Source organism: Streptomyces sp. NPDC045778 (assembly GCF_056431945.1).
Window position 1 is genome coordinate 26,809 of record NZ_JBWKJZ010000046.1, and the last position, 23,063, is coordinate 49,871.

Sequence of the window (23,063 nt, forward strand, 5' to 3'; positions counted from 1 at the left end):
TGCGGGTCTCCAAGGGGGCGTCGGTGCGGGGAGCGGACGGCTAGCACCTGATGCGGGTCATCTCGGGGTCGAAAAGGGGTTCGTCGGCCACTGTCGCGGGCAGCCGCTCACCGAAGTACTCGATGGACGCGGGTGTTCCGGTGGGCAGCGGGGGCAGCCAGGCGTAGGCGACGCAGCGGCCCAGCGTGTAGCCGTACGCGGCGCTGGTGACGTATCCGGCCGGGGCACCCTCGACGTAGACCGGCTCCTTGCCGAGGACGACGGCGGCCGGGTCGTCCAGGAGCAGCGGCGTGAGCCTCCGGGTGGCGGGGCCGCGCTCCCGCAGGGCCGCGCGGCCGACGAAGTCGCCCTTGTCCTGCCGCACGGCGAAGCCGAGCCCGGCCTCATAGGGGTCGTGCTCGGTGGTCATGTCGTGGCCCCAGGCGCGGTAGCCCTTCTCCAGGCGCAGGCTGGTGAAGGCGGACCGCCCGGCCGCGACGGCGCCGAGGTCACGGCCCGCCTCCCACAGCGTGTCCCACAGACGCAGGCCGAGGTCGGCGGTGGTGTACAGCTCCCAGCCCAGCTCACCGACGTAGCTCAGGCGCAGAGCCGTCACCGGGACGTCGCCGACGTACGTCCGCCGGGCGTTGAAGTAGCCGAAGGCGCGGTGTGAGAAGTCGTCGTGGGTGAGGGGCTGCACGAGCGCGCGGGCGCGTGGCCCCCAGACGCCGACGCAGCAGGTCCCCTGGGTGATGTCCCTGATGTGGACGTCGTCCGGCGCGTGCCACAGTAGCCAGGAGAGATCAGCGGGGGAGTTGGCGCCGATCTGGAAGTGGTCGGGGGCGAGCCGTGACACGGTCAGGTCGGAGCGGATGCCGCCCGCCTCGTCGAGAAGGAGGGTGTAGGTGACCGAACCAGGCTTCTTGTGAAGGTTGTTGGTGGTCATGCGCTGGAGGAAGGTGAGGGCGCCGGGGCCCGTGACCTCCAGGCGCCGCAGGGGCGTCATGTCGTACAGCGCGACCCGCTCGCGAGTCGCCTGCGCCTCGGCGGCGGCGATCGGGGACCAGTAGCGGGCGGACCAGGCGTCCCGTGGTGGCAGCTCCAGGCCCTCGGTGAGCGGCGCGTTCGCCTCGTACCAGTGCGGGCGCTCCCAGCCGCCGGCCTCCAGGAACACCGCGCCCAACTGCTCCTGGCGGGCGTGGAAGGGGCTGACGCGCAGCGGCCGCGGCTGATCGAGGGGCTGCTGTGGGTGGATCACGTCGTAGACCTCGACGAACTGCTGGGCGCCGCGCCGCGCGACGTACGCGGGGGAGCGCTGCGCGTCCTCGAAGCGCGTCAGGTCGCAGTCGTGGACGTCCGTCGCGGGCCGGCCGTCGACCATCCACTCGGCGAGCGCCTTGGCGACGCCCGCGGAGTGCGTGACCCACACGGCCTCGGCGAGCCAGAAGCCGCGCAGCGCCGGGGACTGGCCGAGCAGGGGCATGCCGTCCGGAGTGAAGGAGAAGACGCCGTTGAACCCCTCGTCGACCGCCGACTCCTTGAGCACGGGCAGGAGACCGCAGCAGTCCTGCCAGCTGGGGGCGAAGTCCTCCTCGGTGAAGGGGCGCGCCGATGGCATGGCGGGCACGGACCACCCTCGTGCGGCGGCCTCGTCGTACGAGTCGATGGTGAACGGGTCGACGGGCAGCGGCCGGTGGGCGTACGAGCCGATGCCGATGCGGTCGGTGTGCTCGCGGAAGTACAGGTCCCGGTCCTGGAACCGGAGGATGGGCCGGGAGGCCTCGGTGCGCGGGTCGTTGAGGCCCGCGAGCTGGGGGAGCGGCCGTGTCTTCACGTACTGGTGGGCGAGCGGCAGCAGCGGTACGTCGACGCCCGCCATCCGCCCGATCACCGGGCCCCAGAAGCCGGCGGCCGACACCACGTGGTCGGCGGGGAACGTGCCGCGGTCGGTGACCACCCCGGTGACCCGGCCCTCGGCGCGCTCGACGCCGGTCACGGTGTGCCGGTCGAGGAAGCGGGCGCCGCGCCGGGTGGCCCGGTCGATCTGCGCGCGGCAGGCGGGCACGGCCCGCGCGAGCCCGTCGTCGGGCGTGTGCAGACCGCCGAGCACCTGCCCGCTGTCGAGCAGCGGCCACAGCTCCGCGCACCGCTCGGCTCCGACGAGCCGCGCGCGTACGCCCCAGGACGTGGCGAGCCCGGCCTTGCGGCGCAGGTCGGCCCAGCGCTCCGGGGTGGTGGCGAGTTCCAGGCCGCCGACCGGGTGGAAGCAGGGGAGGCCGTCCACGGTCAGGGAGGTGAACTTCCGCACGGTGTAGGCGGCGAACTCGCTCAGCGTCTTGGACGGACTGGTCTGGAAGACGAGCCCGGGCGCGTGCGACGTGGAACCGCCAGGGGCGGGCAGCGGCCCCTGTTCGAGGACGGTGACGTCACTCCAGCCGCGCGCGGTGAGTTCGTCGGCCAGGGAGCAGCCGACGATTCCGGCGCCGATGATGACGACGCGGGGGCTGCCGGGGCCAGCTTGTGGGGCGGTGGCGTACCGCGGGGAGGGCCGGGTGTCCTGGGGCGGGGCGTTTCGGGACCCGTCGCGCGCGGTCGTCACAGGACCACCACCGAGCGCAGCACCTTGCCGTCCCGCATTCGGTCGAACGCCTCCTCGACCTCGTCGAGGGCGACCCGCTCGCTGACGAACGCGCCCAGGTCCAGCCTGCGGCGCACGTACTCGTCGACGAGGATCGGGAAGTCCCGCGTGGGCAGACAGTCGCCGTACCAGGAGGACTTGAGCGCTCCGCCGCGCGAGAAGAGGTCGATCAGCGGCAGCTCGACGGTCATCGCCGGGTCGGGCACGCCGACCTGGACGAGGGTGCCCGCGTGGTCGCGCATGTAGAACGCCTGGCGATAGGTCTCCGGGACGCCCACCGCGTCGATCGCCACGTCGACGCCGAAGCCGCCGGTGAGGCCGCGCACCGCCGCGACCGGCTCCGTGCCGCGGGAGTTGACCGTGTCCGTCGCCCCGAACCGGGTCGCGCCGTCGAGCTTCGCGTCGTCGACGTCGACCGCGATGACGCGCCTGGCCCCGGCGAGCGCGGCTCCGGCGATCGCCGCGCAGCCCACACCGCCACAGCCGATGACAGCGACGGTGTCGCCGCGGCGTACGCCGCCCGTGTGCACGGCGGCCCCGTATCCGGCCATCACGCCGCAGCCGATGAGCCCCGCCGCCTCCGGGCGTGCGGCGGGGTCGACCTTCACGGCCTGGCCCGCCGCGACCAGCGTCTTCTGCGCGAAGGCGCCGATGCCGAGCGCGGGGGTCAGCGGCGTGCCGTCGAGGAGCGTCATGGGTTGGGCCGCGTTGCGCGAGTCGAAGCAGTACCAGGGGCGGCCGCGCAGACAGGAGCGACACGTCCCGCACGGTGCGCGCCAGGCGATCACCACGCAGTCGCCGGGTTGTAGACCGCCGGCGCCCTCGCCGACCGCCTCGACCGTTCCGGCGGCCTCGTGCCCGAGCAGGAACGGGAAGTCGTCGCCGACCGCGCCCTCCCGGTAGTGGAGGTCGGTGTGGCAGACCCCGCAGGCCTGCACGGAGACGAGTACCTCTCCCGGTCCGGGATCCGGCACGACGATCGTCTGCACCTCGACGGGTGCGCCCTTCTTCGCGGCGACGACGCCACGGACCTCGTGTGGCACGGCCAGGCTCCTCTGCGGGACCGTTGCGCGACTGCGCGCAAACGCGGGCTGTTGTTGCGTACTCCACGATTCGTTGCGCTATCGGGAACATCGTGCGAGCGGCATCAAGGAGCCGTCAAGAGGCCGTCGAAGGGCGGACGCGAACCTTCGGCAGCACGCCTGCCGCGCCGAGGCCGCGCCCCGGAGGGCCCGCCGCCCGTCGCCCGTCGCCCACCGCGCGGCCGCCGGCCGTGCCCCGGCCCGGCGGGGCGGTGGCGCGTGGTCCCGCCCGCGGTCAGAACCCGTAGCCCATGCGGCGTGACAGTTCCACGGCCGCCGCGACCGTGCGCTTGGCCAACTCGGTGAGCCGGTCCTCGGTCAGGCGGTACACCGGCCCGGACGCGCTGAGCGCCCCGATCACCTTGCCGTCGTGCGCGCGCACCGGCGCGGCGACGGCGGCGAGCCCCACCTCGAACTCCTCCACAGCCGTCGCGAAGCCCTGCTCCACGACGGCCTCCAGCTCGCCGCGCAGCGCCACCGTGCCGGTCACCGTGTGCTCGGTGAGGCGCGGCAGCGTACGCGCGACCAAGCCCTCGCGCAGCGTCGTCGGCAGGTGGGCGAGCAGCACCTTCCCGCTGGAGGTGGCGTGCAGCGGGGTGCGGCGGCCGAGCCAGTTCTGCGCGGTCACGGACGCGGGGCCGCGTGCCTGCATGATGTTGACCGCGGCGTCGTCGTCGAGGATCGCGATGTTGACCGTCTCGCCCAGCTCGTCGGCCAGCTCGCGGCAGACGGGCCCGCCCTCCTGGGAGATGTCCATGCGCACGGCCGCGGCGCCCGCGAGGCGCAGCACGCCCGCGCCGAGGAAGTACTTGCCGCGGTCCTTGGCCTGGCCGACGAGGCCCCGGTTCTCCAGGACCCCCAGCAACCGGAACGCCGTCGACTTGTGCACGCCCAACTCGTCGGCGATCTCGGTGACTCCCGCCTCGCCGTGCCGGGCGAGGATCTCCAGGACGCTCACGGCCCGGTCCACGGACTGCACCGAACCCGAGGCCGCCCCGGACTGCCGCGCGCGGGACCTCGTGGCCCCGGACGCGTCCTGGCGCGGCTCCTCGGTCTGGTCAGGGCTTTTCGGCGTGCGGGTCATATCTCAACTCTCACCACTCGGCGGCGGTTGACGCCGCGTCTCAGGGAAGCCCTTGACTCCGTGGACGTCCCACCGGATTCTGTTGCGTATAGCACTACGTGGTGCGCCATATGAAACTTCATGTTACCGAAGAGTCCCCAGCCGAAACGGGGCCGAGCAGCGCTGGGGCCTCCTGACACAGCTGGACAGAGAGCTGGGGGGCCAGGACCGAGGCCATGGCTCTGGCCGGGCTCCGAGCCCCGGGCTCCCGGCGGGAGTTGAGGCCTGGCCCCCGCTGGGGCCTGACCTTCGCCGAGTCCTTCGCCGAGACCTGAACCCCCGCGACTGACCAGGGTGCCCGCACCTCCGCGCCTGTCCAGGGCCTCGGATACCTGCCCGGGACCCGAAGCCCGACCCCGGCCGGCAGCCCGAGCCCCGCCGGACCGGACGCACCGAGCCAAGCACCGACCGGCCCCAGCCGCTCCGGTCCGAGCCAAGCCTTCCACCACATCCGACCGAGAGATCCAGAGGGACACCATGATTCCCGTCTGCCGCCTCGACGACCTCCCCGCGGGCGCCTCCGTTCGTCTCGACACCACTCCGCCCGTCGCGGTGTTCAACGCCGACGGCGCCCTGTACGCCATCGACGACACCTGTAGCCACCAGGACGCCTCCCTCTCCGAGGGCTGGCTGGAGGGCTGCCTGGTCGAATGCCCCTTGCACGCCGCCTCGTTCGACCTCAGGACGGGCGAACCGACCTGCCTGCCCGCGCGCCGCCCCCTCCGCACCCACCGCGTGAGCGTCGTGGACGGCGTGGTCCACGTCCATGTCACGGGCGCGCCCTCGGTCCCGGCCGAGGCGGGCGCGGCGGCGGGCGAGGGCTCCGCCGCATGAGGACGGTCGTCGTCGTGGGCGCCTCGCTCGCCGGCCTCCACGCGGTCCGCGAGCTACGCGCCCAGGGCTTCGACGGCCGCCTCGTGGTCATCGGCGCCGAGTCCCACGCGCCGTACGACCGGCCGCCGTTGTCCAAGACCTTCCTCACGCACGCCACGACCGCCACCGGTACGCATCCCGCGACCGGCACCGGTACGCATCCCGCGACCGGCACCGGTACGCGCCCCGTGACCGGCATCGGTACGCACGCCGCGACCGGCATCGGTACGCACGCCGCGACCGGCACCGGTACGCACTCCGCGACCGGCACCGGTACGCACTCCGCGACTGCCGCAGGCAGGCACCCCGCGAACGGCACAGGCCCGGCCTCAGCCATCGGGAGACCCGACACCGGCACCGGCATAGACGCAGACCTGAGCCTCAGCACCGCAGACGAGCCCGACCTCGCCCTCGCCGATGCCGAGGAACTTGCGGAGCTGGACGCGGAGTGGCTCCTCGGCGTCCCGGCGATCGGCCTCGACGCAGGCAGCCGTACGGTACGGCTCGCCGACGGCCGCTCGGTCGTCGGCGACGGCCTCGTCATCGCCACCGGCGCAACGGCCCGGGCCCTCCCGGGCCCGCCCCTCGCCGGAGTCCACACCTTGCGCACCCTCGACGACGCCCGCGCCCTGCGCGCCGCGCTGGCCGGCAGTCCCCGCCGGGTCGTGGTGATCGGCGGTGGCTTCATCGGTGCCGAGACCGCGTCGTCGTGCGTGGCGCTCGGCCACGATGTCACCGTCGTGGAGGCGGCCCCGCTGCCGTTGCTCCCTCAACTGGGCCCGGACATGGCCGCGTTCTGTGCCGACCTGCACCGGCGGGGTGGGGCGCGGCTGCTCACCGGCACGGGCGTGGCAGGCCTGCATCCCGCGCCTCGCACGGCGTCCGCCCCCACCACCGGGGGCCGGGTCGCCGCGGTCGAGCTGGCCGACGGCCGTCTGCTCCCCGCCGGCGTGGTGATCGTCGGCATCGGAGCCCGCCCCAACACGACCTGGCTGGAGGGGACCCGGCTCGACAGCGGCTGCGGCGAACTGCGCGACGGGGTCGCGTGTGACGAGGGCTGCGTGACCCCGCTGCCGCAGGTCGTGGCCGTGGGAGACGTCGCCCGCGTGGGCGGCGTCCGCACCGAACACTGGACGAGCGCCACGGAGCAACCCCGCGTGGCCGTACGCAACTTGCTCGCCGCCCGCACCGTGGAGACCACGAGTGCCCTCCCGTACTTCTGGTCGGACCAGTACGGCTCCCGCATCCAGTTCGCCGGCCACCGCCCTGCCACGGCCACGGTCCACGTACAGGAGGGCGGCCTCGCTCCGGACGACGGTGGCTTCCTGGCGGTGTACGAGTACGAGGGTCGCCCTTCGGCCGTCCTGGCCGTGGACCGCCCGCGCGCGTTCATGCGCGCCCGACGAGAGCTACGGGCCAGCCACGCGGCCACGGTGTAGCGGCACGGCGCACCGCCCCCGCCCGCGGGACGCGATGCCCGCCCGCAGGACGCGATGCCCGCCCGCGAGGAGCGATGCTGCCCGCCAACGAGCCCGTTGGGCCCCGCGAGCACGTAGAGCCCCGCAGCCCGCAGCCCGCTCGTGTGCCAGGTGGGACGTGGTGTCCGCGAGGCGCGGCGCGTGCCCTCAGGAGTGCGACAGCTGCCGAGCCGCGCCCCGCCCCCGTATGTCCTCCTTGGCGCGGGCGGCCACGCGAGCCGCCCGGCGGGCCCTGCGCCGCTCGCGCCGGAGCCGGCGTGCCGTGCTGCTGGGTGCCGACACGACGCCGTTGCGCTGGCTCCACACCTGGCGGGTGACCCAGACGTCGAGGACGCCCCAGGTGGCCGCGACCGTGCTGGCGACGCTGCTGAGCACCATGGGAAAGGCCAGCCAGGACCCGGCCATCGCGCAGAAGAACGCCGTCATCGCCTGTATGAGCGTCAACGCCACGATGAGCACGGCTCGCACGGCGGCGGTGCGCACGGGGTCCGGCAGTCGCGGCCGGGCAGCGGGCTCCTCGATCCAGAGTGGTCGCCTTGTGTCATACGCGCCGTACTCCAAGCCGTCGTCTCCCGTCCGCAGGGCGGCAGCACCGGCTCCGGCCTCCCGCTGCTCGGCGCGTCCTGGGGCGGCCCGCTCAAGGGCGGGCCGTTCAGGGTCGGCGTGCTCAGGGTCCGCTCGCGGCGCGGCCTCCCGCGTCCTCAGGCCCAGCGGCCCGGCTCCCCCCGCTCCGGCCCCGCCGCCTTCCTGCTCGGCCCTGCGCAGTTCACGTCTGCGCGCGCGCTCGGCCCGCCAGGGCTGGCCCGGCAGCTCCTGCTCGCCCTCTTCTCGCGCGGCCAACTGCACGTCCAGCCCCGCTGCTTCACCGGTTGATTCACCGATCGCGTGCTTCCCGGACGCCTTGTCGCGCTCCGTCGTGCTCATCAATTCGTCACTCCCCCCGCTGCCTTACGGCACGGCGCGTGTCGCACGCACGCTGTCCCGCGCCCCGCGGCCACCGAGAGTCTCAGGTCCGACTCTCTGGCTGCTGCCCGTTTTACGCTGCTTTACGCCACCCGCCAAGTCGTACATGGCCGTTCGGTCCCGCGCCCCTCGCTATTCGGCCTCCGCGCCCCGTCCGGATACCTCGCCCACGCCAACCCGTCGCGTCCACCGTCCATGCCCACCGGTCGCCCCCCCTCATTCGACCTCGTACTCCCCTTCCGTACTGATCGACGAACAAGCCCCGCCGAAGATTCCCGCCCCGCGCGAGACGTCACTCGTACGGGTGATGGCCCCGGCGGCGCACACTTCAGGCCAACTGGCCGTAGGCGTAAGGGGGATGGGGTCACGCGTGGCGTGGCGCGGGCGGGAGGCAATCTCCCGCAATGGGCGGACAACTCCCGACGTCCGTTTCGCGTCACGGCTGAAAAGCATCCGGACGTGCCTTCGAGTTGCTCGTGTGTCAGTAGTAGGCTCGCGCCGTTTGTTGACGCACATGCGTGCCCCTGGGCCATTCGCGCGGTCGCACGGGCTCGATCTAGGGGAGGCCATGCGCTTTCGCGGGAAGTCGATCCGCCGGAAGATCGTGGCATTGCTGCTCGTGCCGCTCGTGTCCCTCACGGCGATCTGGGGATTCGCCACGTTCGTGACCGGGCGTGAGGCCAACAAGCTGATCGACACCGCGTACATCATCGACGACTTGGCCAAGCCCCTCCAGGACACCGTCCAAGTCGTCCAGGAGGAGCGGCGCCAGACGCTCATCCACCTCGCGGACCCCCGGGCGTCGGACGCGCTCGCCGCGCTGCGCAGCAGCCGCGACGCCACGGACGAACTCGTCGCCAAGGTCAGGTCCGCCGCCAAGGACTCCGACTCCCGCGACGTCCTCGACCGGCACTCCGAGGAACGCCTGACCGCCGTCCTCGACGCCTTCGACGGCCTCGGGGCCCTGCGCCGCACCGTCGGGGAAGGCACCATCAGTCGCGACAGGGCGCTGGAGATGTACACGCGCCTGACCGACCCCTGCTACGACTTCCTCGCGACGCTCAACGCCCTGGACGACGTGAGCATCACCGCGCAGAGCCGCGCCCTCGTCGGCGTCGACCAGGCCCGTGAACTCCTCTCCCGCGAAGACGCCTTGATCGCCTCGGCCCTGGTCACAGGCACCGTCCCGAAGGCGGAAGTGCGCCAGGTCACGGACCTCATGGCGCAGCGCTCCTTGCTCCTCGACAACAGCCTCGCCCAGCTCCCCGACGGCGAGCGCGCCCGCTACGAGCGCTACTGGAACGGCGCCGAGACCGCCCGCCTGCGCGACGCCGAGAAGTCCCTCGTGGAGTCCGGCCCCGACGCTCCGCGCGCGGTGACCTCCTCCGACTGGAACGAGGAGGCGAACAAGGTCCTCCTCGGCCTCGCCGAGCGCAACGACGCGGCCATCGACCGGCTGCGTGACCGAGCCCGCCCCGAGGCCGTCGGCGTGATCGTGCAGCTGGCCGTCGTCGGCGTGGTCGGTCTGCTCGCCGTGGTCATCTCCATCGTGCTCTCCGTACGCGTCGGCCGCGCCCTCATCCGTGACCTGCGCCGCCTGCGCCTGGAGGCCCACGAGGCGTCCGGCGTGCGCCTGCCCGGCCTGCTGCGGCGCCTCGCGGCGGGCGAGCAGGTCGACGTGGAGACCGAGGCACCCCGCCTCAGCTACGAGAAGGACGAGATCGGCCAGGTCGGCCAGGCGCTCAACACCCTGCAACGCGCCGCCGTCGAGGCCACCGTCAAACAGGCCGACCTGCGCCGCGGTGTCTCCGAGGTGTTCGTCAACCTCGCCCGGCGCAGCCAGGTCCTGCTGCACAAGCAGCTGACGCTCCTCGACACCATGGAGCGCAGGACCGAGGACACCGACGAACTGGCCGACCTGTTCCGCCTCGACCACCTCACCACCCGCATGCGGCGGCACGCCGAAGGCCTCGTGATCCTCTCCGGCGCCGCGCCCTCCCGGCAGTGGCGCAAGCCCGTCCAGCTCATGGACGTCGTCCGCGCGGCCGTCGCCGAGGTCGAGGACTACGAACGCATCGAGGTGCGCCGACTGCCCCGGATCGCCGTCACCGGGCCCGCCGTCGCCGACCTCACCCACCTGCTCGCCGAGCTGCTGGAGAACGCCACGGTGTTCTCACCCCCGCACACCGCGGTGCAGGTCCTGGGGGAGCACGTGGCCAACGGCTTCACCCTGGAGATCCACGACCGGGGCCTCGGCATGGCGTCCGAGGCGCTCCTCGACGCCAACCTCCGTCTCGCCGAGACGCCCGAGTTCGAACTGTCCGATACCGACCGCCTCGGCCTCTTCGTCGTCAGCCGTCTGGCCCAACGACAGCGTGTCCGCGTCTCCTTGCAGCCCTCTCCGTACGGTGGCACGACGGCCGTCGTCTTCATCCCGGAGGCCCTGCTCACGGACGACGTGCCCGACACAGGAGGCGTCGGTTTCCGCCTCGACCGGCCGCAGCCCGCCCCGGCGGTGAGCGGCGACCCCGCGGACGACCGCGCCTCGGCCCTCGCCCAGGTCCCTGTCCAGCTCCCCGGCCTGCCCGCCTCCATCCTGGGCGGACCGGTCGAGCTGGAGGCCCCCGTCGGCATGGCGAGCCTGGAGGGCTTCTCGGACACTCTCGATGAACTCGGTGACCTGGAGGACACCGAAAGCGAACGCGGTGGCCTGTTCCGGCCGCGCCGCCGCGTCACCGAGACCTCCGTAGAGCAGCATCAGCAAGCGCGGGAAACAGCTCTCGACGAGCCCGCCCGGACGACCGGCCCCGCCGGCTATCCCACCGGTTACGACGTCCCGGGCCGCGACGACCTCCTGGACGGCGAACGCGCCCCCGGGGGCGCGGCGCCGCTGCCCCGCCGCAGCACGCCGAAGCTGGTCTCCTCGCACGGCCGCCGCGTCGGCCCGACCCGCGCGCGCGACACGGATGCCCAGGACGCCACGTTCGACCGCGCGGGCCTCGAACCGCCGCGCCGCCCACGCTCCGACGGCGGCCGGCCCGACCTGGCCCCGCCCCGCCCGGCGCGGCGCGAGCCCCAGGAGGACCCGCGGCCGCTGCCCCGGCGCCGCCCGGCCACGGACCCGCCCCGGGGCACCACCCGCACGGAGACAGCGCCCGGTGCGGACCGGGCGGCGAGGACGGACAGGAAAGCCATGGACCGGGCCGCAGGCAGCACCGAGACGCCGCCCCGCACGGCGCCCCAGGACCCCGGCAGGCCCGCCCTGGGAGGGCTGCCGCGCAGGGTCCGGCAGGCGAACCTCGCCCCACAGCTCAAGGAAGGCCCCGGGCACCGCACGGAGCGCGACACCGCCCCGGCCGCCGCAGGGCCGGACGAGCGCGACGCCGACGAGGTACGCAGCCGGATGGCCTCGCTCCAGCGCGGCTGGCAGCGCGGCCGCGAAGAGAACGCCGCGGGCGACACCGCCCCTGACGGCACAGCACCAGGAACGACATCTGAGGGGGACGGTCGATGACCGCACCGAAGGCCGACACACGCACCACCGCGACCGGGGGATCGGGAGAGCTGAACTGGCTCCTCGACGACCTGGTGGAGCGTGTCGCCAGCATCCGCAAAGCGCTCGTCCTCTCCGGCGACGGCCTGCCGACGGGCGTGTCCAAGAACCTGACCCGGGAGGACAGCGAGCACCTCGCCGCCGTCGCGTCCGGCTTCCACAGCCTCGCCAAGGGCGTCGGGCGCCACTTCGAGGCGGGCAAGGTCCGGCAGACCGTCGTCGAGCTGGACGACGCGTTCCTCTTCGTCACGGCCGCGGGCGACGGCAGCTGCCTCGCCGTCCTCGCCGACGCGGACTCCGACGTCGGCCTGGTGGCGTACGAGATGACGCTGCTGGTCAAGAGGGTGGGCGTGCACCTGGGTTCGGCGCCGCGCACCGACCTGCCCGCGGGAGGGTAGTGGGAGGGCATGAGCGACGACGACGGTCAGGCCCTTCCCTCGACGCCACGCTGGTTCGACGACGACGCCGGCCCGGTGGTGCGCCCGTACGCCATGACGCGCGGCCGCACCACCAGCCCGGCCCAGCACCGCCTCGACCTGATCGCGGTCGTGGTCGCGGAGTCCCGCGCCGATGACACGGAGGCCGACCAGACGCTGTCACCGGAGCACGTGGACATAGTCGACCTGTGCCGCGACAGCCCCCAGTCCGTCGCGGAACTCGCGGCGGAACTCGACCTTCCGATCGGCGTGATCCGCGTTCTGATCGGTGATCTCGTGGACGACCAACTGGTGCACGTCACCCGCCCCGTACCCCCTGCCGAGCTGCCGGACGAGAGTATTCTGCGCGACGTGATCAGCGGCCTCCGGGCGCTCTGAACAGCGCGAAAGCGGGGAATGAGACGTGACTGGCTGGCAGTTCTGGGTCGACAGGGGCGGCACGTTCACGGACATCGTCGCGCGCCGTCCTGACGGCCGCCTCCTCACCCACAAGCTGTTGTCCGAGCACCCCGCTCGCTACGCGGACGCGGCCGTCGCGGGCATCGCGCACCTCCTCGCCGAAGCGGGCGCCCTGAAGGGCACCGGAACCCGGGAGACGGGCGCGGGCGACAGCTGGCGGCCCCGCGCTCCCCAGGACCTCTTGCGCGCCGCCGACCCGCGCTCCGTACCGATCGATCCGCGTTCCGTACCGATCGACCCGCGCTCCGTACCGATCGACGCCGTCCGGATGGGCACCACCGTCGCCACCAACGCCCTCCTGGAGCGCAAGGGGGAGCCCACGGCGCTCGTCATCACCCGGGGCTTCCGCGACGCCCTGCGCATCGCCTACCAGAACCGCCCGCAGATCTTCGCGCGCGAGATCGTGCTGCCCGAAGCGCTGTACGCGCGCGTGCTCGAAGTCGACGAGCGCGTGGCCGCCGACGGAGAGGTGCTGCGCGCCCCCGACCTGGACGCACTCGAAGCACCGCTGCGACAGGCCTACGGCGACGGCATCCGCGCCGTCGCCGTCGTGTGTGTGCACAGCCATCTGTACCCCGCCCACGAACAGGCCGTCGGCGACCTCGCCCGTGCCGTCGGCTTCCCCCAGGTCTCGCTGTCCAGCGAGGTCAGCCCGTTGATGAAGCTCGTACCGCGCGGTGACACGGCCGTCGTCGACGCGTACCTCTCGCCCGTCCTGCGCCGGTACGTCCAGCACGTCGCCGACGAACTCCAGGGCGTGCGCCTGATGTTCATGCAGTCCAACGGGGGGCTCGCCGAAGCAGGCCAGTTCCGCGGCAAGGACGCCATCCTCTCCGGGCCCGCGGGCGGCATCGTGGGCATGGCCCGCATGTCGCGGCTCGCCGGCTTCGACCGCGTCATCGGCTTCGACATGGGCGGCACGTCGACGGACGTGTCCCACTACGCGGGGGAATACGAACGCGTCTTCACCACGCAGATCGCGGGGGTGCGGCTGCGCGCCCCCATGCTGGACATCCACACCGTGGCCGCGGGCGGCGGCTCCGTGCTGCACTTCGACGGCAGCCGCTACCGCGTAGGGCCCGACTCGGCGGGCGCCGATCCCGGCCCCGCCTGCTACCGCGGCGGCGGCCCCCTGACCCTCACCGACGCCAACGTGGCGCTCGGCCGCGTCCAGGCGGCCCACTTCCCCCAGGTGTTCGGCCCCGACGGTGACCAGCCGCTGGACGAGGAACTGGTCCGCGAGCGGTTCGCCGCGCTGGCCCGCGAGATCACCGCGAGCACGGGCGACGACCGCACGCCGGAACAGGTCGCCGAGGGCTACCTCCAGATCGCTGTGGCCAACATCGCGGCCGCCGTCAAGCGCATCTCGGTCCAGAAGGGCCACGACATCACGCGCTACGCCCTGACGACGTTCGGCGGCGCGGGCGGACAGCACGCGTGCATGGTCGCCGACTCGCTCGGCATCCGCACCGTCCTCGTGCCTCCCATGGCGGGCGTGCTCTCCGCGCTCGGCATCGGCCTGGCCGACATCACGGCGATGCGTGAGCAGTCCGTGGAGGCGCCCCTGGAAGCCGCGGCGACGCGCCAGGTCCAGGAGACGGCGGACGCCCTGGAGGAGGCCGCCCGCGCCGAACTGCGCGTGGAGGACGTGCCCGAAGACCGCGTCCGCGTCACGCGCCGCGCGCACCTGCGCTACGACGGCACCGACACCACGCTCACCGTGGAGCTGACCGAGCCGCAGGCCATGCGGCGCACCTTCGAAGAACGCCATCGCGCCACCTACTCCTTCACCCTGGACCGCCCCGTCGTCGTCGTCGAAGCCCTCTCCGTGGAGGCCACCGGCCTCACCGAGCCCCCTGACCTCTCCGGGCTCGGCGCCGCCGCCCCACACGCCGCCACGGCCGCCACGCACCCCGTACGCCTGCACACAGGCGGAGCCTGGCACGACGTCCCCCTGCACCGCCGCGAGGAACTGCCGCCCGGCAGGACCGTCACCGGCCCCGCGATCATCACCGAGGTCAGCGCCACCACGGTCGTCGACGACGGCTGGCAGGCCGCGACGACCGAGGACGGGCACCTGATCATGGAACGGGCCACGGCGCCCACGGGTTCCCGCGCGACCACGGAGGCCGACCCGGTCCTCCTCGAAGTCTTCAACAACCTCTTCATGTCGATCGCCGAACAGATGGGCGCCCGCCTGGAGTCCACGGCCCAGTCGGTCAACATCAAGGAGAGGCTCGATTTCTCCTGCGCCCTGTTCGACCCGGACGGCCACCTTGTCGCCAACGCCCCTCACATCCCCGTGCACCTGGGCTCGATGGGCACCAGCGTCAAAGAGATCATCCGCCGCCGCGGTTCCGCCATGCGCCCCGGCGACACGTACGCGGTGAACGACCCGTACCACGGAGGCACCCATCTCCCGGACGTCACCGTCATCACCCCGGTCTTCGACACCCCGGGGGAGCGGATCCTGTTCTATGTGGCCTCGCGCGGCCACCACGCCGAGATCGGCGGCATCGCGCCCGGCTCCATGCCCGCGCACAGCCGCACCATCGACGAGGAAGGTGTCCTCTTCGACAACTGGCTCCTGGTCGAAGCGGGCCGCTTCCGCGAGGACGAGACCTCACGCCTGCTCACCGAGGCCCGCTACCCCTCCCGCAACCCTGGCACCAACCTCGCCGACCTGCGCGCCCAGATCGCCGCCAACCAAAAGGGCGTCGACGAAGTCACCCGCATGATCGACAACTTCGGGCTCGACGTGGTCCAGGCGTACATGCGCCACGTGCAGGACAACGCCGAAGACTCCGTGCGCCGCGTTATCGATGCCCTAGAAGAGGGCGAGTTCACTTACGAAACCGACTCGGGTGCCGTCATCAAGGTGCGGGTGACCGTGGACCGCGAGCAGCGGACGGCCACCATCGACTTCACGGGTACCTCGCCCCAGCTGACGACCAACTTCAACGCGCCGTTCGCCGTGGTCAACGCAGCCGTCCTGTACGTCTTCCGCACCCTGGTGGACGACGACATCCCCCTCAACGACGGCTGTCTGCGTCCCTTGCGCATCATCGTCCCGCCCGGCACCTTCCTGTCACCCGAGCCGCCCGCCGCCGTCGTCGCGGGCAACGTGGAGACCTCGCAGGCCATCACCGGCGCCCTGTACGCGGCGCTCGGCGTCCAGGCCGAGGGCTCGGGCACCATGAACAACGTCACCTTCGGCAACGACCGCCACCAGTACTACGAGACCGTGGCCTCGGGGTCCGGCGCCGGCGACGGCTTCCACGGCGCTTCCGTCGTGCAGACCCACATGACCAACTCACGCCTCACCGACCCCGAAGTCCTGGAATGGCGCCTGCCGGTCCTGCTCGACGAGTTCGCCGTCCGCCGCGGCAGCGGCGGCGACGGCCGCTGGCGCGGCGGAGACGGCGCCGTACGCCGCATCCGCTTCCGGGAGCCCATGACGGTCTCCACGCTGTCCCAGCACCGCAGCGTGGCGCCGTACGGCATGGCGGGCGGCGAGCCGGGAGCCCTGGGCTCGGGCCGCATCGAGCGCGCCGACGGCACCGTCGTACGGCTCGACGGCAGCGACACGGCGGACGCGGGCCCCGGCGACGTCCTCGTGATCGAGACCCCCGGAGGCGGCGGGTACGGCCCGCCCGCCGCACAGGACCGGCCCGCGTCACCCCGACCAACGCATGCGACACGACTGATGACAGATGCAGGAGAAGAGAGCAATGATCTTCAAGCGTTCTGAGCGCGGCACGGCCCCCGTCGAGCCGGTCACGCTGAAGATCCTGGTGGCGGGCGGCTTCGGCGTGGGCAAGACGACGCTCGTCGGCGCGGTCAGCGAGATCAGGCCGCTGCGCACGGAGGAGGCGCTCAGCGAGGCAGGCCGCCCCGTGGACGACGTCAACGGCGTCCCGGGCAAGCACACCACCACCGTGGCCATGGACTTCGGCCGGATCACGCTCCGCGAGGACCTCGTCCTGTACCTCTTCGGCACCCCCGGCCAGGACCGCTTCTGGTTCCTGTGGGACGAGCTGGCGACCGGCGCGCTCGGCGCGGTGGTGCTCGCCGACACCCGCCGCCTAGAGGACTGCTTCGCCGCCGTCGACTACTTCGAACGCCGCTCCATACCCTTCGTCGTCGGAGTCAACTGCTTCGAAGGAGCGACCCGTTACCCGGCCGACGACGTGCGCCAGGCGCTCGACCTCGACCCGGGCACCCCCGTGGTGCTGTGCGACGCGCGCGAGAAGGAGTCCGTCAAGGAGGTGCTCATCGACGTGGTGGAGCACGCGATGGCGGTCGGCGCAGCGGCCCGCGAGCCCGTCGCCACCTGACCCCGGCGAGAGCCCGAAGCCCGGCGGAAGCCCAGCCGGCCCGGAAACCCCGCCTCCCGCGCCCCGCGAGCGGCCCGCACCCCCGCCGACCGGGGTACGAGCCGCCGCCACGCACGCGCGCGTGAGCCTCGTCGGCCCCCTACGCGCGCGTGCCCGCCGCCGTCGCCTCGGCGTGCGGGGGCTCAGCCCTGGGCGTTGCCGTCCGTGCCGTCGGCGTGCCACCCGAAGCTGCGCTCCACGGCCTTGCGCCAGTTCTGGTACTCGCGGTCGCGCGCCTGGGCCTCCATCCGCGGAGTCCACTCGGCGTCGCGCTGCCAGTGGGCCTTCAGCTCGTCCAGGTCGTGCCACACGCCCGTGGCGAGCCCCGCGGCGTACGCGGCGCCCAGGCACGTCGTCTCGGCGATCTGAGGGCGGATCACGGGCACGCCCAGCACATCCGCCTGGTGCTGCATCAGCAGGTTGTTCTTGGTCATGCCGCCGTCCACCTTCAAGGTGGTGATCCGCACCCCCGAGTCCTGGTACATCGCGTCGACGACCTCGCGGGTCTGCCAGCTCGTCGCCTCCAGGACCGCGCGCGCCAGATGCGCCTTGGTCACGTACCTGGTCAGGCCCGTGACGACACCGCGCGCGTCGGAGCGCCAGTACGGGGCGAACAGGCCGGAGAAGGCCGGCACGATGTACGCGCCGCCGTTGTCGTCCACGCTCGCCGCGAGGGGCTCGATCTCATCGGCCGTGCGGATGATGCCGAGCTGGTCGCGGAACCACTGCACGAGCGCCCCGGTGACCGCGATGGACCCCTCCAGGCAGTAGACGGGCGCCTCGCCGCCGATCTTGTAGCCCATCGTGGTGAGCAGCCCGCTCTTGGACGGCACGGGCCTGTTCCCGGTGTTGAGCAGCAGGAAACTGCCCGTCCCGTACGTGTTCTTGGCGGTGCCGGTGTCGTAGCAGGCCTGTCCGAAGACGGCGGCCTGCTGGTCGCCGAGGGCGGAGGCGACGGGCACGCCGGCCAGCTGTCCCACGGCCGTCCCGTACACCTCAGCCGACGACCTGATCTCCGGCAGGACCGCCTCGGGCACGTTCATGGCGGAGAGGATCGAGGAGTCCCACTGGAGCGTTTCCAAGTTCATCAGCATCGTGCGTCCGGCGTTGGTGACGTCCGTGACGTGGACGCCGCCGCTGGTGCCGCCGGTGAGGTTCCAGATGAGCCAGGAGTCGATCGTGCCGAAGGCGATGTCGCCCCGCTCGGCCCGCGCGCGCAGGCCCGGCACGTTGTCCAGCAGCCAGGCCGCCTTGGGCCCGGAGAAGTAGCTCGCGAGGGGCAGGCCGGTCTGGTCGCGGAAGCGGTCCTGGCCGTCCGTGCCGCCCAGCTCGTCGCAGAGCGCCGACGTACGGGTGTCCTGCCAGACGATGGCGTTGTGCACCGGCTTGCCCGTGGCGCGGTCCCACAGGACCGTGGTCTCGCGCTGGTTGGTGATGCCCAGGGCGCTGAGCTGGTCGGCGCGCAGCCCTGCCTTGGCGATCGCGCCCGCCACCACGGCCTGCACCTTGGACCAGATCTCGGTGGCGTCGTGCTCCACCCAGCCCGGCTTGGGGAAGATCTGGCGGTGTTCGCGCTGGTCCACGGCGACGATCGCGCCGTCCTGGTCGAAGATGATGCAGCGGCTCGAGGTGGTGCCCTGGTCGATCGCGGCGACGAATTTCTCGGAGCTGTCCGTCATGGCTCCTCCTTGTCGGAAGCTGCTCGGGGAGCGCGGAGGCGGCCCGGGGGCGCTGGAGGTCCCCCGGGCGCCCGCTCAGAAGGCTGCGTTGTAGATGAGGCCCGCCAGGGCGCCGCCGATCAGCGGGCCGGCCACCGGGACCCAGGCGTAACCCCAGTCGGACGTGCCCTTGTTGGGGATCGGCAGGAACTGGTGCACGATGCGCGGGCCGAGGTCACGGGCCGGGTTGATGGCGTAGCCGGTGGGCCCGCCGAGCGAGAGGCCGATGCCGACGACCAGGAAGGCGACGATCAGGGTCTGCGTCCCGGACTCGCCGAGTCCCTTGGTGAGTCCGAAGGCGAGGATGGGAAGCACCAGGCCGATCGTCGCGATCACCTCGGTGATCAGGTTGGCCACCGGGTTCCGGATCTCCGGGATGGTGGAGAAGATGCCGAGCGTCGGCGTGGCCCCTTGGCCGCCTGCCCGGTCGCCCTTGCCGCTCGTCGGCACATTGGCGTTGAACTGCGCGAGATACGTCAGGTACGCGAGTACGGCGCCGAGCATGGCGCCGACCATCTGACCGGCCAGATAGATCCAGACCTTGCCCCACTTGTCGGTGTCGATGGCGATGCCGAGCGTCACGGCGGGGTTGAGGTGGCCGCCGGAGAGCGGCCCCGCGGTGTACGCGCCCGCCAGTACGCCGAAACCCCAGCCGAGGGCGATGACGACCCACCCGGAGCCCTTGGCCTTCGAGTGGTTGAGGGTGACGGCGGCACACACGCCGGCGCCGAAGAGAATCAGAATCGCTGTGCCGATGACCTCACCGACGAAAATATCCCCGTTCGAGTACATGGCGGCTCCTAGTCCCTCGCCCGGGGCGACGGCCCCGGTCCTCCGTGCAGGGTGCGCTTCCCACGACTACGGCCCGCTCACGCACAGCAGCATCCGCCGTGGCAGGGGACTCCCGCGCCCCGGAGACGGGCGTGCCGTCGCAGTCGCATCGCCCATGGGGGGATGACCCGCTGAACAGGCCCTTTCTGTGCAGAGCCTGGGAGCACACGGGCCCTGAGCGGCACGGAGCCGAAGAACGGCGATGCCGACTGACACCGGGAAGTGTTCACCGCCCGTGATGGAGCGTCAAGGTCGCCGACGCCACCGGTTAACCGGCGCGCCCCCTTCCGTGACGGGCGCTCGTACCGCCCGGAGGGTCGGCGACGTGCCCGTCGGGCGGGACGGTGACATGCCGCCCGGCGGAACAGCTCGGCGCCGCACGGGGGCATGGCCTGTGCCGCGCGGCAGAACCCTCGGGAGAGGGCTCAGCGCACCGCGATCACTGAGGAGCCGTGCCCGAAGAGCCCCTGATTCGCGGTGAGGCCCACGCGCGCCCCTGCCACCTGTCGGTCTCCCGCCGTCCCGCGCAATTGCCAGGTCAGCTCGCAGACTTGGGCGATCGCCTGCGCCGGGACGGCCTCTCCGAAGGAGGCGAGTCCGCCGCTGGTGTTCACCGGTATGCGCCCGCCCAGGGAGGTCGCTCCGTCGCGCAGCAGCTTGACTCCCTCGCCCTCGCCGCACAGCCCCAGGTCCTCGTACCACTGGAGCTCCAGGGCGGTCGACAGGTCGTACACCTCGGCCAAGGAGAGGTCGTCCGGGCCGACGCCGGCCTCCTCGTACGCGGCGTGCGCGATGGACGCCCGGAACGTCCGCTCGGCGGGCGGCACGACGGCGGCCGAGTCGGTGGCGATGTCCGGGAGGTCCAGGACCGTGTTCGGATACGTCGGCGTGACCGTGGACACCGCGCGGATGCGCACCGGGTCGGACGCGCCGTGCCGTCGGGCGAACTCCATGGTCGACAGCACCAGGGCCGCCGCCCCGTCGGAGGTCGCGCAGATGTCGAGCAGCCGCAAAGGATCCGCCACGACGGCGGAGGCGGCGACCTCGTCGGCGGTGACGGCCGTGCGGTAGCGAGCGTGCGGATTCAGCGCTCCCAGGGCCGCGTTCTTCACCTTGACCTGGGCGAAATCCTCCAGCGTATCGCCGTGTACGGCCATCCTGCGGCGGGCGTACAGAGCGAAGTACGCGGGGTTCGTCGCGCCCAGGACGCGGAAGCGCAGCCAGTCCGGGTCGTCCGGCCGGTCGCCGCCCGCAGGGCGGAAGAACCCCTTGGGGGCCGCGTCCGCGCCGACCACGAGCACGACGTCCGCGAGCCCCGCGAGCAGTTGCGCACGCGCTGTGGCGATGGCCTGGGCGCCGGACGCGCACGCCGCGTACACGCTCGCCACGCGCGCGCCCTGCCAGCCGAGCGCCTTGGCGAAGGTCGCCCCCGCCACATACCCCGGATAGCCGCCGCGCACCGTGTCCGCGCCGACGACGGACCCCACGTCCCGCCAGTCGACGCCCGCGTCCGCGAGGGCCGCGCGGGCCGCCACCGTGCCGTACGTGACGAAGCCGCGCCCCCACTTGCCCCAGGGGTGCATGCCCGCGCCGAGCACCGCCACCTCGCCTGTCATGCCTTCACCCCCACCGGGCTCCAGTGCCACGTGGTCCAGACCGTCTCCGCGTCCTCGTGGAGCACGCCGGGCACGACCTCGACCTCCATCCCGACCTCCAGGTCGGCGACGGTCACGCCAGGAGGCCCCTGGCCGAGCACGACCATGCGCTCGTCCTCCAGCTCCACAGCGATCAACGTGTAGGGCCGCCACGGAAGTTCCGGATCGGAGACGTACGGCTCCGGCGGGCGATACCGCCCGTCCGTGTACGACCACACCCGCCCCCGCCGCGACAGCGGGACCTCGGACAGCTCGTCGCCGCCGCACTCCGGATTGCGGCAGAAGCCGTCCTCGCGGGGGAAGTGGACCGTGGCGCACCGCGCGCACCGCGTCCCCAGCAGCCGGAAGGAATCGCCCTCCCCGGCGAACCACCGCGCCACCACAGGCACCCGCTTCGGCGACATGTGCCCTCCAGGACCACAGATCTGACGGGACGTCAGAAGCGTGGCACGGAGGAGCCCGTCGCGTCAGTGGGGCAGCGAACGACGCGACACCGGGAAGTCGAAGTACGTGGTCGGGAACAGCTCAGGCTTGTACGTGAAGTGCCACCATTCCTCCGGCAGGTTGACGAAGCCCGCCTTGGCCAGTGTGCTCCGCAGCAGATCCCGGTGTGCGCGCTGCTTGCCGGTGACACGCGGATCGTCCGTGTGGGACAGCGTGTCGAAGCAGTCGTACCCCGTGCCCATGTCCACGGAGTTGTCCGGAAAACGCTCGCCCCGGGGCGCGTAGCACGGCTTCAGAGGCTCTCCCGGCACATACGGCCGGGTGGGCAGCGCGGGCAGCCGAACCACCGTCAGGTCGACCGTCGAACCCCGGCTGTGCCCCGACTTCTCCGCGATGTAACCGTCCTCGAAGAGCCGCGACTTGTCGACCCGGGGATAGAACTCCGCCTTCATCCGCTCGTCCTTCAGGTCCTTGGCCCAGCGTACGAAGTGGTCGACGGCCCGCTGCGGTCGATAGCAGTCGTACACCTTGAGGGAGTAGCCCTTCCGGAGGAGTGCGCGCTGAGCTGTGCGCAGGGCCTTGGCGGCCGGTTCGGTGAGGAGGCACAGAGGCTGCCGATAGCCGTCGACGCGCTCACCCACGAAGTTGTGCGGCGTGAAATAGCGCATCTCCTGGATGATCGTCGGGTCGACGTCCCTCAACGCCACGAACCCCGCCGGAGCTTGCGGTTCCGTGTGCGCCTCGGCCGGCACGGGCGCGGCGGCCACGGCGAAGAGGGCGACGGCGGCGAGGGTGAGTCTCCGCAGAGCGGGAGCAAATGCTGTCATGCCCGTGCGTCTATCAGCATCTCCGTACTCCACGGAAGACCGACGCCCGGAGATCGGCTACAGTCCGCCGCGTGTCCCCAACCCAGCACCCCACCAACTCCGCGCCGGACGCCCACTGCTCGAGCTGCGGCGCGCGCTACGGAGACCACGTCACCGGCTGGCCCCGCACCTGTGCCGACTGCGAGGCGGTGGTCTACCGCAATCCCCTGCCCGTGGCCATCGCCCTCCAGCCGGTCTACGACACGAAGGGCACCTCCCTGGTCGTCGTGACCCGCTCCATCGCCCCCGCGCGCGGGGGCGCCGCCCTGCCCGGCGGCTACGTGGACCACCGGGAGGACTGGCGCCACGCCGTCGCCCGGGAACTCAAGGAAGAGACCGGCATCAGCGCGGCCAGCCGCGACGTACGCATCGTGGAGGCCCTCAGCTCCCCCGACGGCCATCTGCTTCTCTTCGGCCTGCTCCCGGAGCGTCCCGCGGCCGACCTGCCCCAGTCCACCCCCACGGACGAGACCGAGGGCTGGGAGCTGCTCTACCGCCCCGCCGAACTCGCCTTCCCCTTGCACACGTCGGTGGTGCGGGCCTGGTTCGAAGGGCGCTACATCTGATCCGCGGAGGGCGAGCGGGCGG

At 72.4% G+C, this 23,063-nt stretch carries 17 protein-coding genes; 8 read left to right on the top strand and 9 right to left on the bottom strand.

Annotated elements, in window-relative coordinates:
- Window positions 1-40: 40 nt before the first annotated feature.
- The 3 genes from AC07GB_RS36385 to AC07GB_RS36395 form a co-directional block, all read right to left on the bottom strand.
- Window positions 41-2,470, bottom strand: coding sequence for a GcvT family protein (locus AC07GB_RS36385; RefSeq protein WP_478853258.1), 2,430 nt, complete (start codon window positions 2,468-2,470; stop codon window positions 41-43).
- Between the two features lie 104 nt (window positions 2,471-2,574).
- Entirely contained in the window at window positions 2,575-3,660 is a 1,086-nt protein-coding gene (locus tag AC07GB_RS36390) for an S-(hydroxymethyl)mycothiol dehydrogenase (RefSeq protein WP_478853222.1), read from the bottom strand.
- A gap of 274 nt (window positions 3,661-3,934) precedes the next feature.
- Window positions 3,935-4,678, bottom strand: a complete 744-nt coding sequence (locus tag AC07GB_RS36395; protein ID WP_478853260.1) for an IclR family transcriptional regulator — start codon at window positions 4,676-4,678, stop codon at window positions 3,935-3,937.
- A gap of 621 nt (window positions 4,679-5,299) precedes the next feature.
- Between AC07GB_RS36395 and AC07GB_RS36400 the strand changes: the two genes are divergently transcribed.
- Together AC07GB_RS36400 and AC07GB_RS36405 are read left to right on the top strand one after the other, a co-directional pair.
- A complete protein-coding gene (locus AC07GB_RS36400; RefSeq protein ID WP_478853224.1) occupies window positions 5,300-5,656 on the top strand; it encodes a bifunctional 3-phenylpropionate/cinnamic acid dioxygenase ferredoxin subunit in 357 nt (118 codons plus the stop codon).
- Window positions 5,653-7,134 carry an NAD(P)/FAD-dependent oxidoreductase gene (locus tag AC07GB_RS36405; protein ID WP_478853226.1) on the top strand — a complete coding sequence of 494 codons (1,482 nt, stop codon included), beginning with the start codon at window positions 5,653-5,655 and terminating at the stop codon, window positions 7,132-7,134. The genes AC07GB_RS36400 and AC07GB_RS36405 overlap by 4 nt, the downstream gene beginning before the upstream one ends.
- Window positions 7,135-7,320: 186 nt before the next feature.
- Here the strand turns inward: AC07GB_RS36405 and AC07GB_RS36410 are convergent, their stop codons facing one another.
- On the bottom strand, window positions 7,321-7,755 hold the full coding sequence (locus AC07GB_RS36410; protein ID WP_478853262.1) for a hypothetical protein: 435 nt from the start codon (window positions 7,753-7,755) through the stop codon (window positions 7,321-7,323).
- Window positions 7,756-8,704: 949 nt separating this feature from the next.
- Here AC07GB_RS36410 and AC07GB_RS36415 point away from each other — a divergent pair.
- Genes AC07GB_RS36415 through AC07GB_RS36435 form a run of 5 tightly spaced genes read left to right on the top strand, consistent with a single transcriptional unit; the run spans window position 8,705 to window position 16,922 of the window.
- Entirely contained in the window at window positions 8,705-11,650 is a 2,946-nt protein-coding gene (locus AC07GB_RS36415) for a nitrate- and nitrite sensing domain-containing protein (protein ID WP_478853228.1), read from the top strand.
- Window positions 11,647-12,087, top strand: a complete 441-nt coding sequence (locus tag AC07GB_RS36420; protein ID WP_478853230.1) for a roadblock/LC7 domain-containing protein — start codon at window positions 11,647-11,649, stop codon at window positions 12,085-12,087. Before AC07GB_RS36415 ends, AC07GB_RS36420 begins: the two co-directional genes overlap by 4 nt.
- Window positions 12,088-12,096: 9 nt before the next feature.
- On the top strand, window positions 12,097-12,504 hold the full coding sequence (locus AC07GB_RS36425) for a DUF742 domain-containing protein (protein ID WP_478853232.1): 408 nt from the start codon (window positions 12,097-12,099) through the stop codon (window positions 12,502-12,504).
- Window positions 12,505-12,529: 25 nt separating this feature from the next.
- Window positions 12,530-16,336, top strand: a complete 3,807-nt coding sequence (locus tag AC07GB_RS36430; RefSeq protein ID WP_478853234.1) for a hydantoinase B/oxoprolinase family protein — start codon at window positions 12,530-12,532, stop codon at window positions 16,334-16,336.
- Window positions 16,317-16,922, top strand: a complete 606-nt coding sequence (locus AC07GB_RS36435) for a GTP-binding protein (protein ID WP_478853236.1) — start codon at window positions 16,317-16,319, stop codon at window positions 16,920-16,922. Before AC07GB_RS36430 ends, AC07GB_RS36435 begins: the two co-directional genes overlap by 20 nt.
- Before the next feature lie 182 nt (window positions 16,923-17,104).
- On the opposite strand, the gene glpK is transcribed toward AC07GB_RS36435, so the two are convergent.
- The 5 genes from glpK to AC07GB_RS36460 all read right to left on the bottom strand — a co-directional run bounded on the left by glpK (window position 17,105) and on the right by AC07GB_RS36460 (window position 22,436).
- A complete protein-coding gene (gene glpK, locus AC07GB_RS36440; RefSeq protein WP_478853238.1) occupies window positions 17,105-18,640 on the bottom strand; it encodes a glycerol kinase GlpK in 1,536 nt (511 codons plus the stop codon).
- Window positions 18,641-18,715: 75 nt separating this feature from the next.
- Window positions 18,716-19,471, bottom strand: coding sequence for an MIP/aquaporin family protein (locus AC07GB_RS36445; protein WP_478853240.1), 756 nt, complete (start codon window positions 19,469-19,471; stop codon window positions 18,716-18,718).
- A gap of 464 nt (window positions 19,472-19,935) precedes the next feature.
- The gene (locus tag AC07GB_RS36450; protein WP_478853242.1) at window positions 19,936-21,126 is read right to left on the bottom strand and encodes a lipid-transfer protein; all 1,191 of its coding nucleotides are present in this window, start codon (window positions 21,124-21,126) and stop codon (window positions 19,936-19,938) included.
- The gene (locus AC07GB_RS36455) at window positions 21,123-21,548 is read right to left on the bottom strand and encodes a Zn-ribbon domain-containing OB-fold protein (RefSeq protein WP_478853264.1); all 426 of its coding nucleotides are present in this window, start codon (window positions 21,546-21,548) and stop codon (window positions 21,123-21,125) included. The genes AC07GB_RS36450 and AC07GB_RS36455 overlap by 4 nt, the downstream gene beginning before the upstream one ends.
- Window positions 21,549-21,632: 84 nt before the next feature.
- The gene (locus AC07GB_RS36460) at window positions 21,633-22,436 is read right to left on the bottom strand and encodes a M15 family metallopeptidase (RefSeq protein ID WP_478853244.1); all 804 of its coding nucleotides are present in this window, start codon (window positions 22,434-22,436) and stop codon (window positions 21,633-21,635) included.
- A gap of 71 nt (window positions 22,437-22,507) precedes the next feature.
- Between AC07GB_RS36460 and AC07GB_RS36465 the strand changes: the two genes are divergently transcribed.
- Window positions 22,508-23,041, top strand: a complete 534-nt coding sequence (locus AC07GB_RS36465) for an NUDIX domain-containing protein (RefSeq protein WP_478853246.1) — start codon at window positions 22,508-22,510, stop codon at window positions 23,039-23,041.
- The last annotated feature ends 22 nt before the right edge of the window (window positions 23,042-23,063 follow it).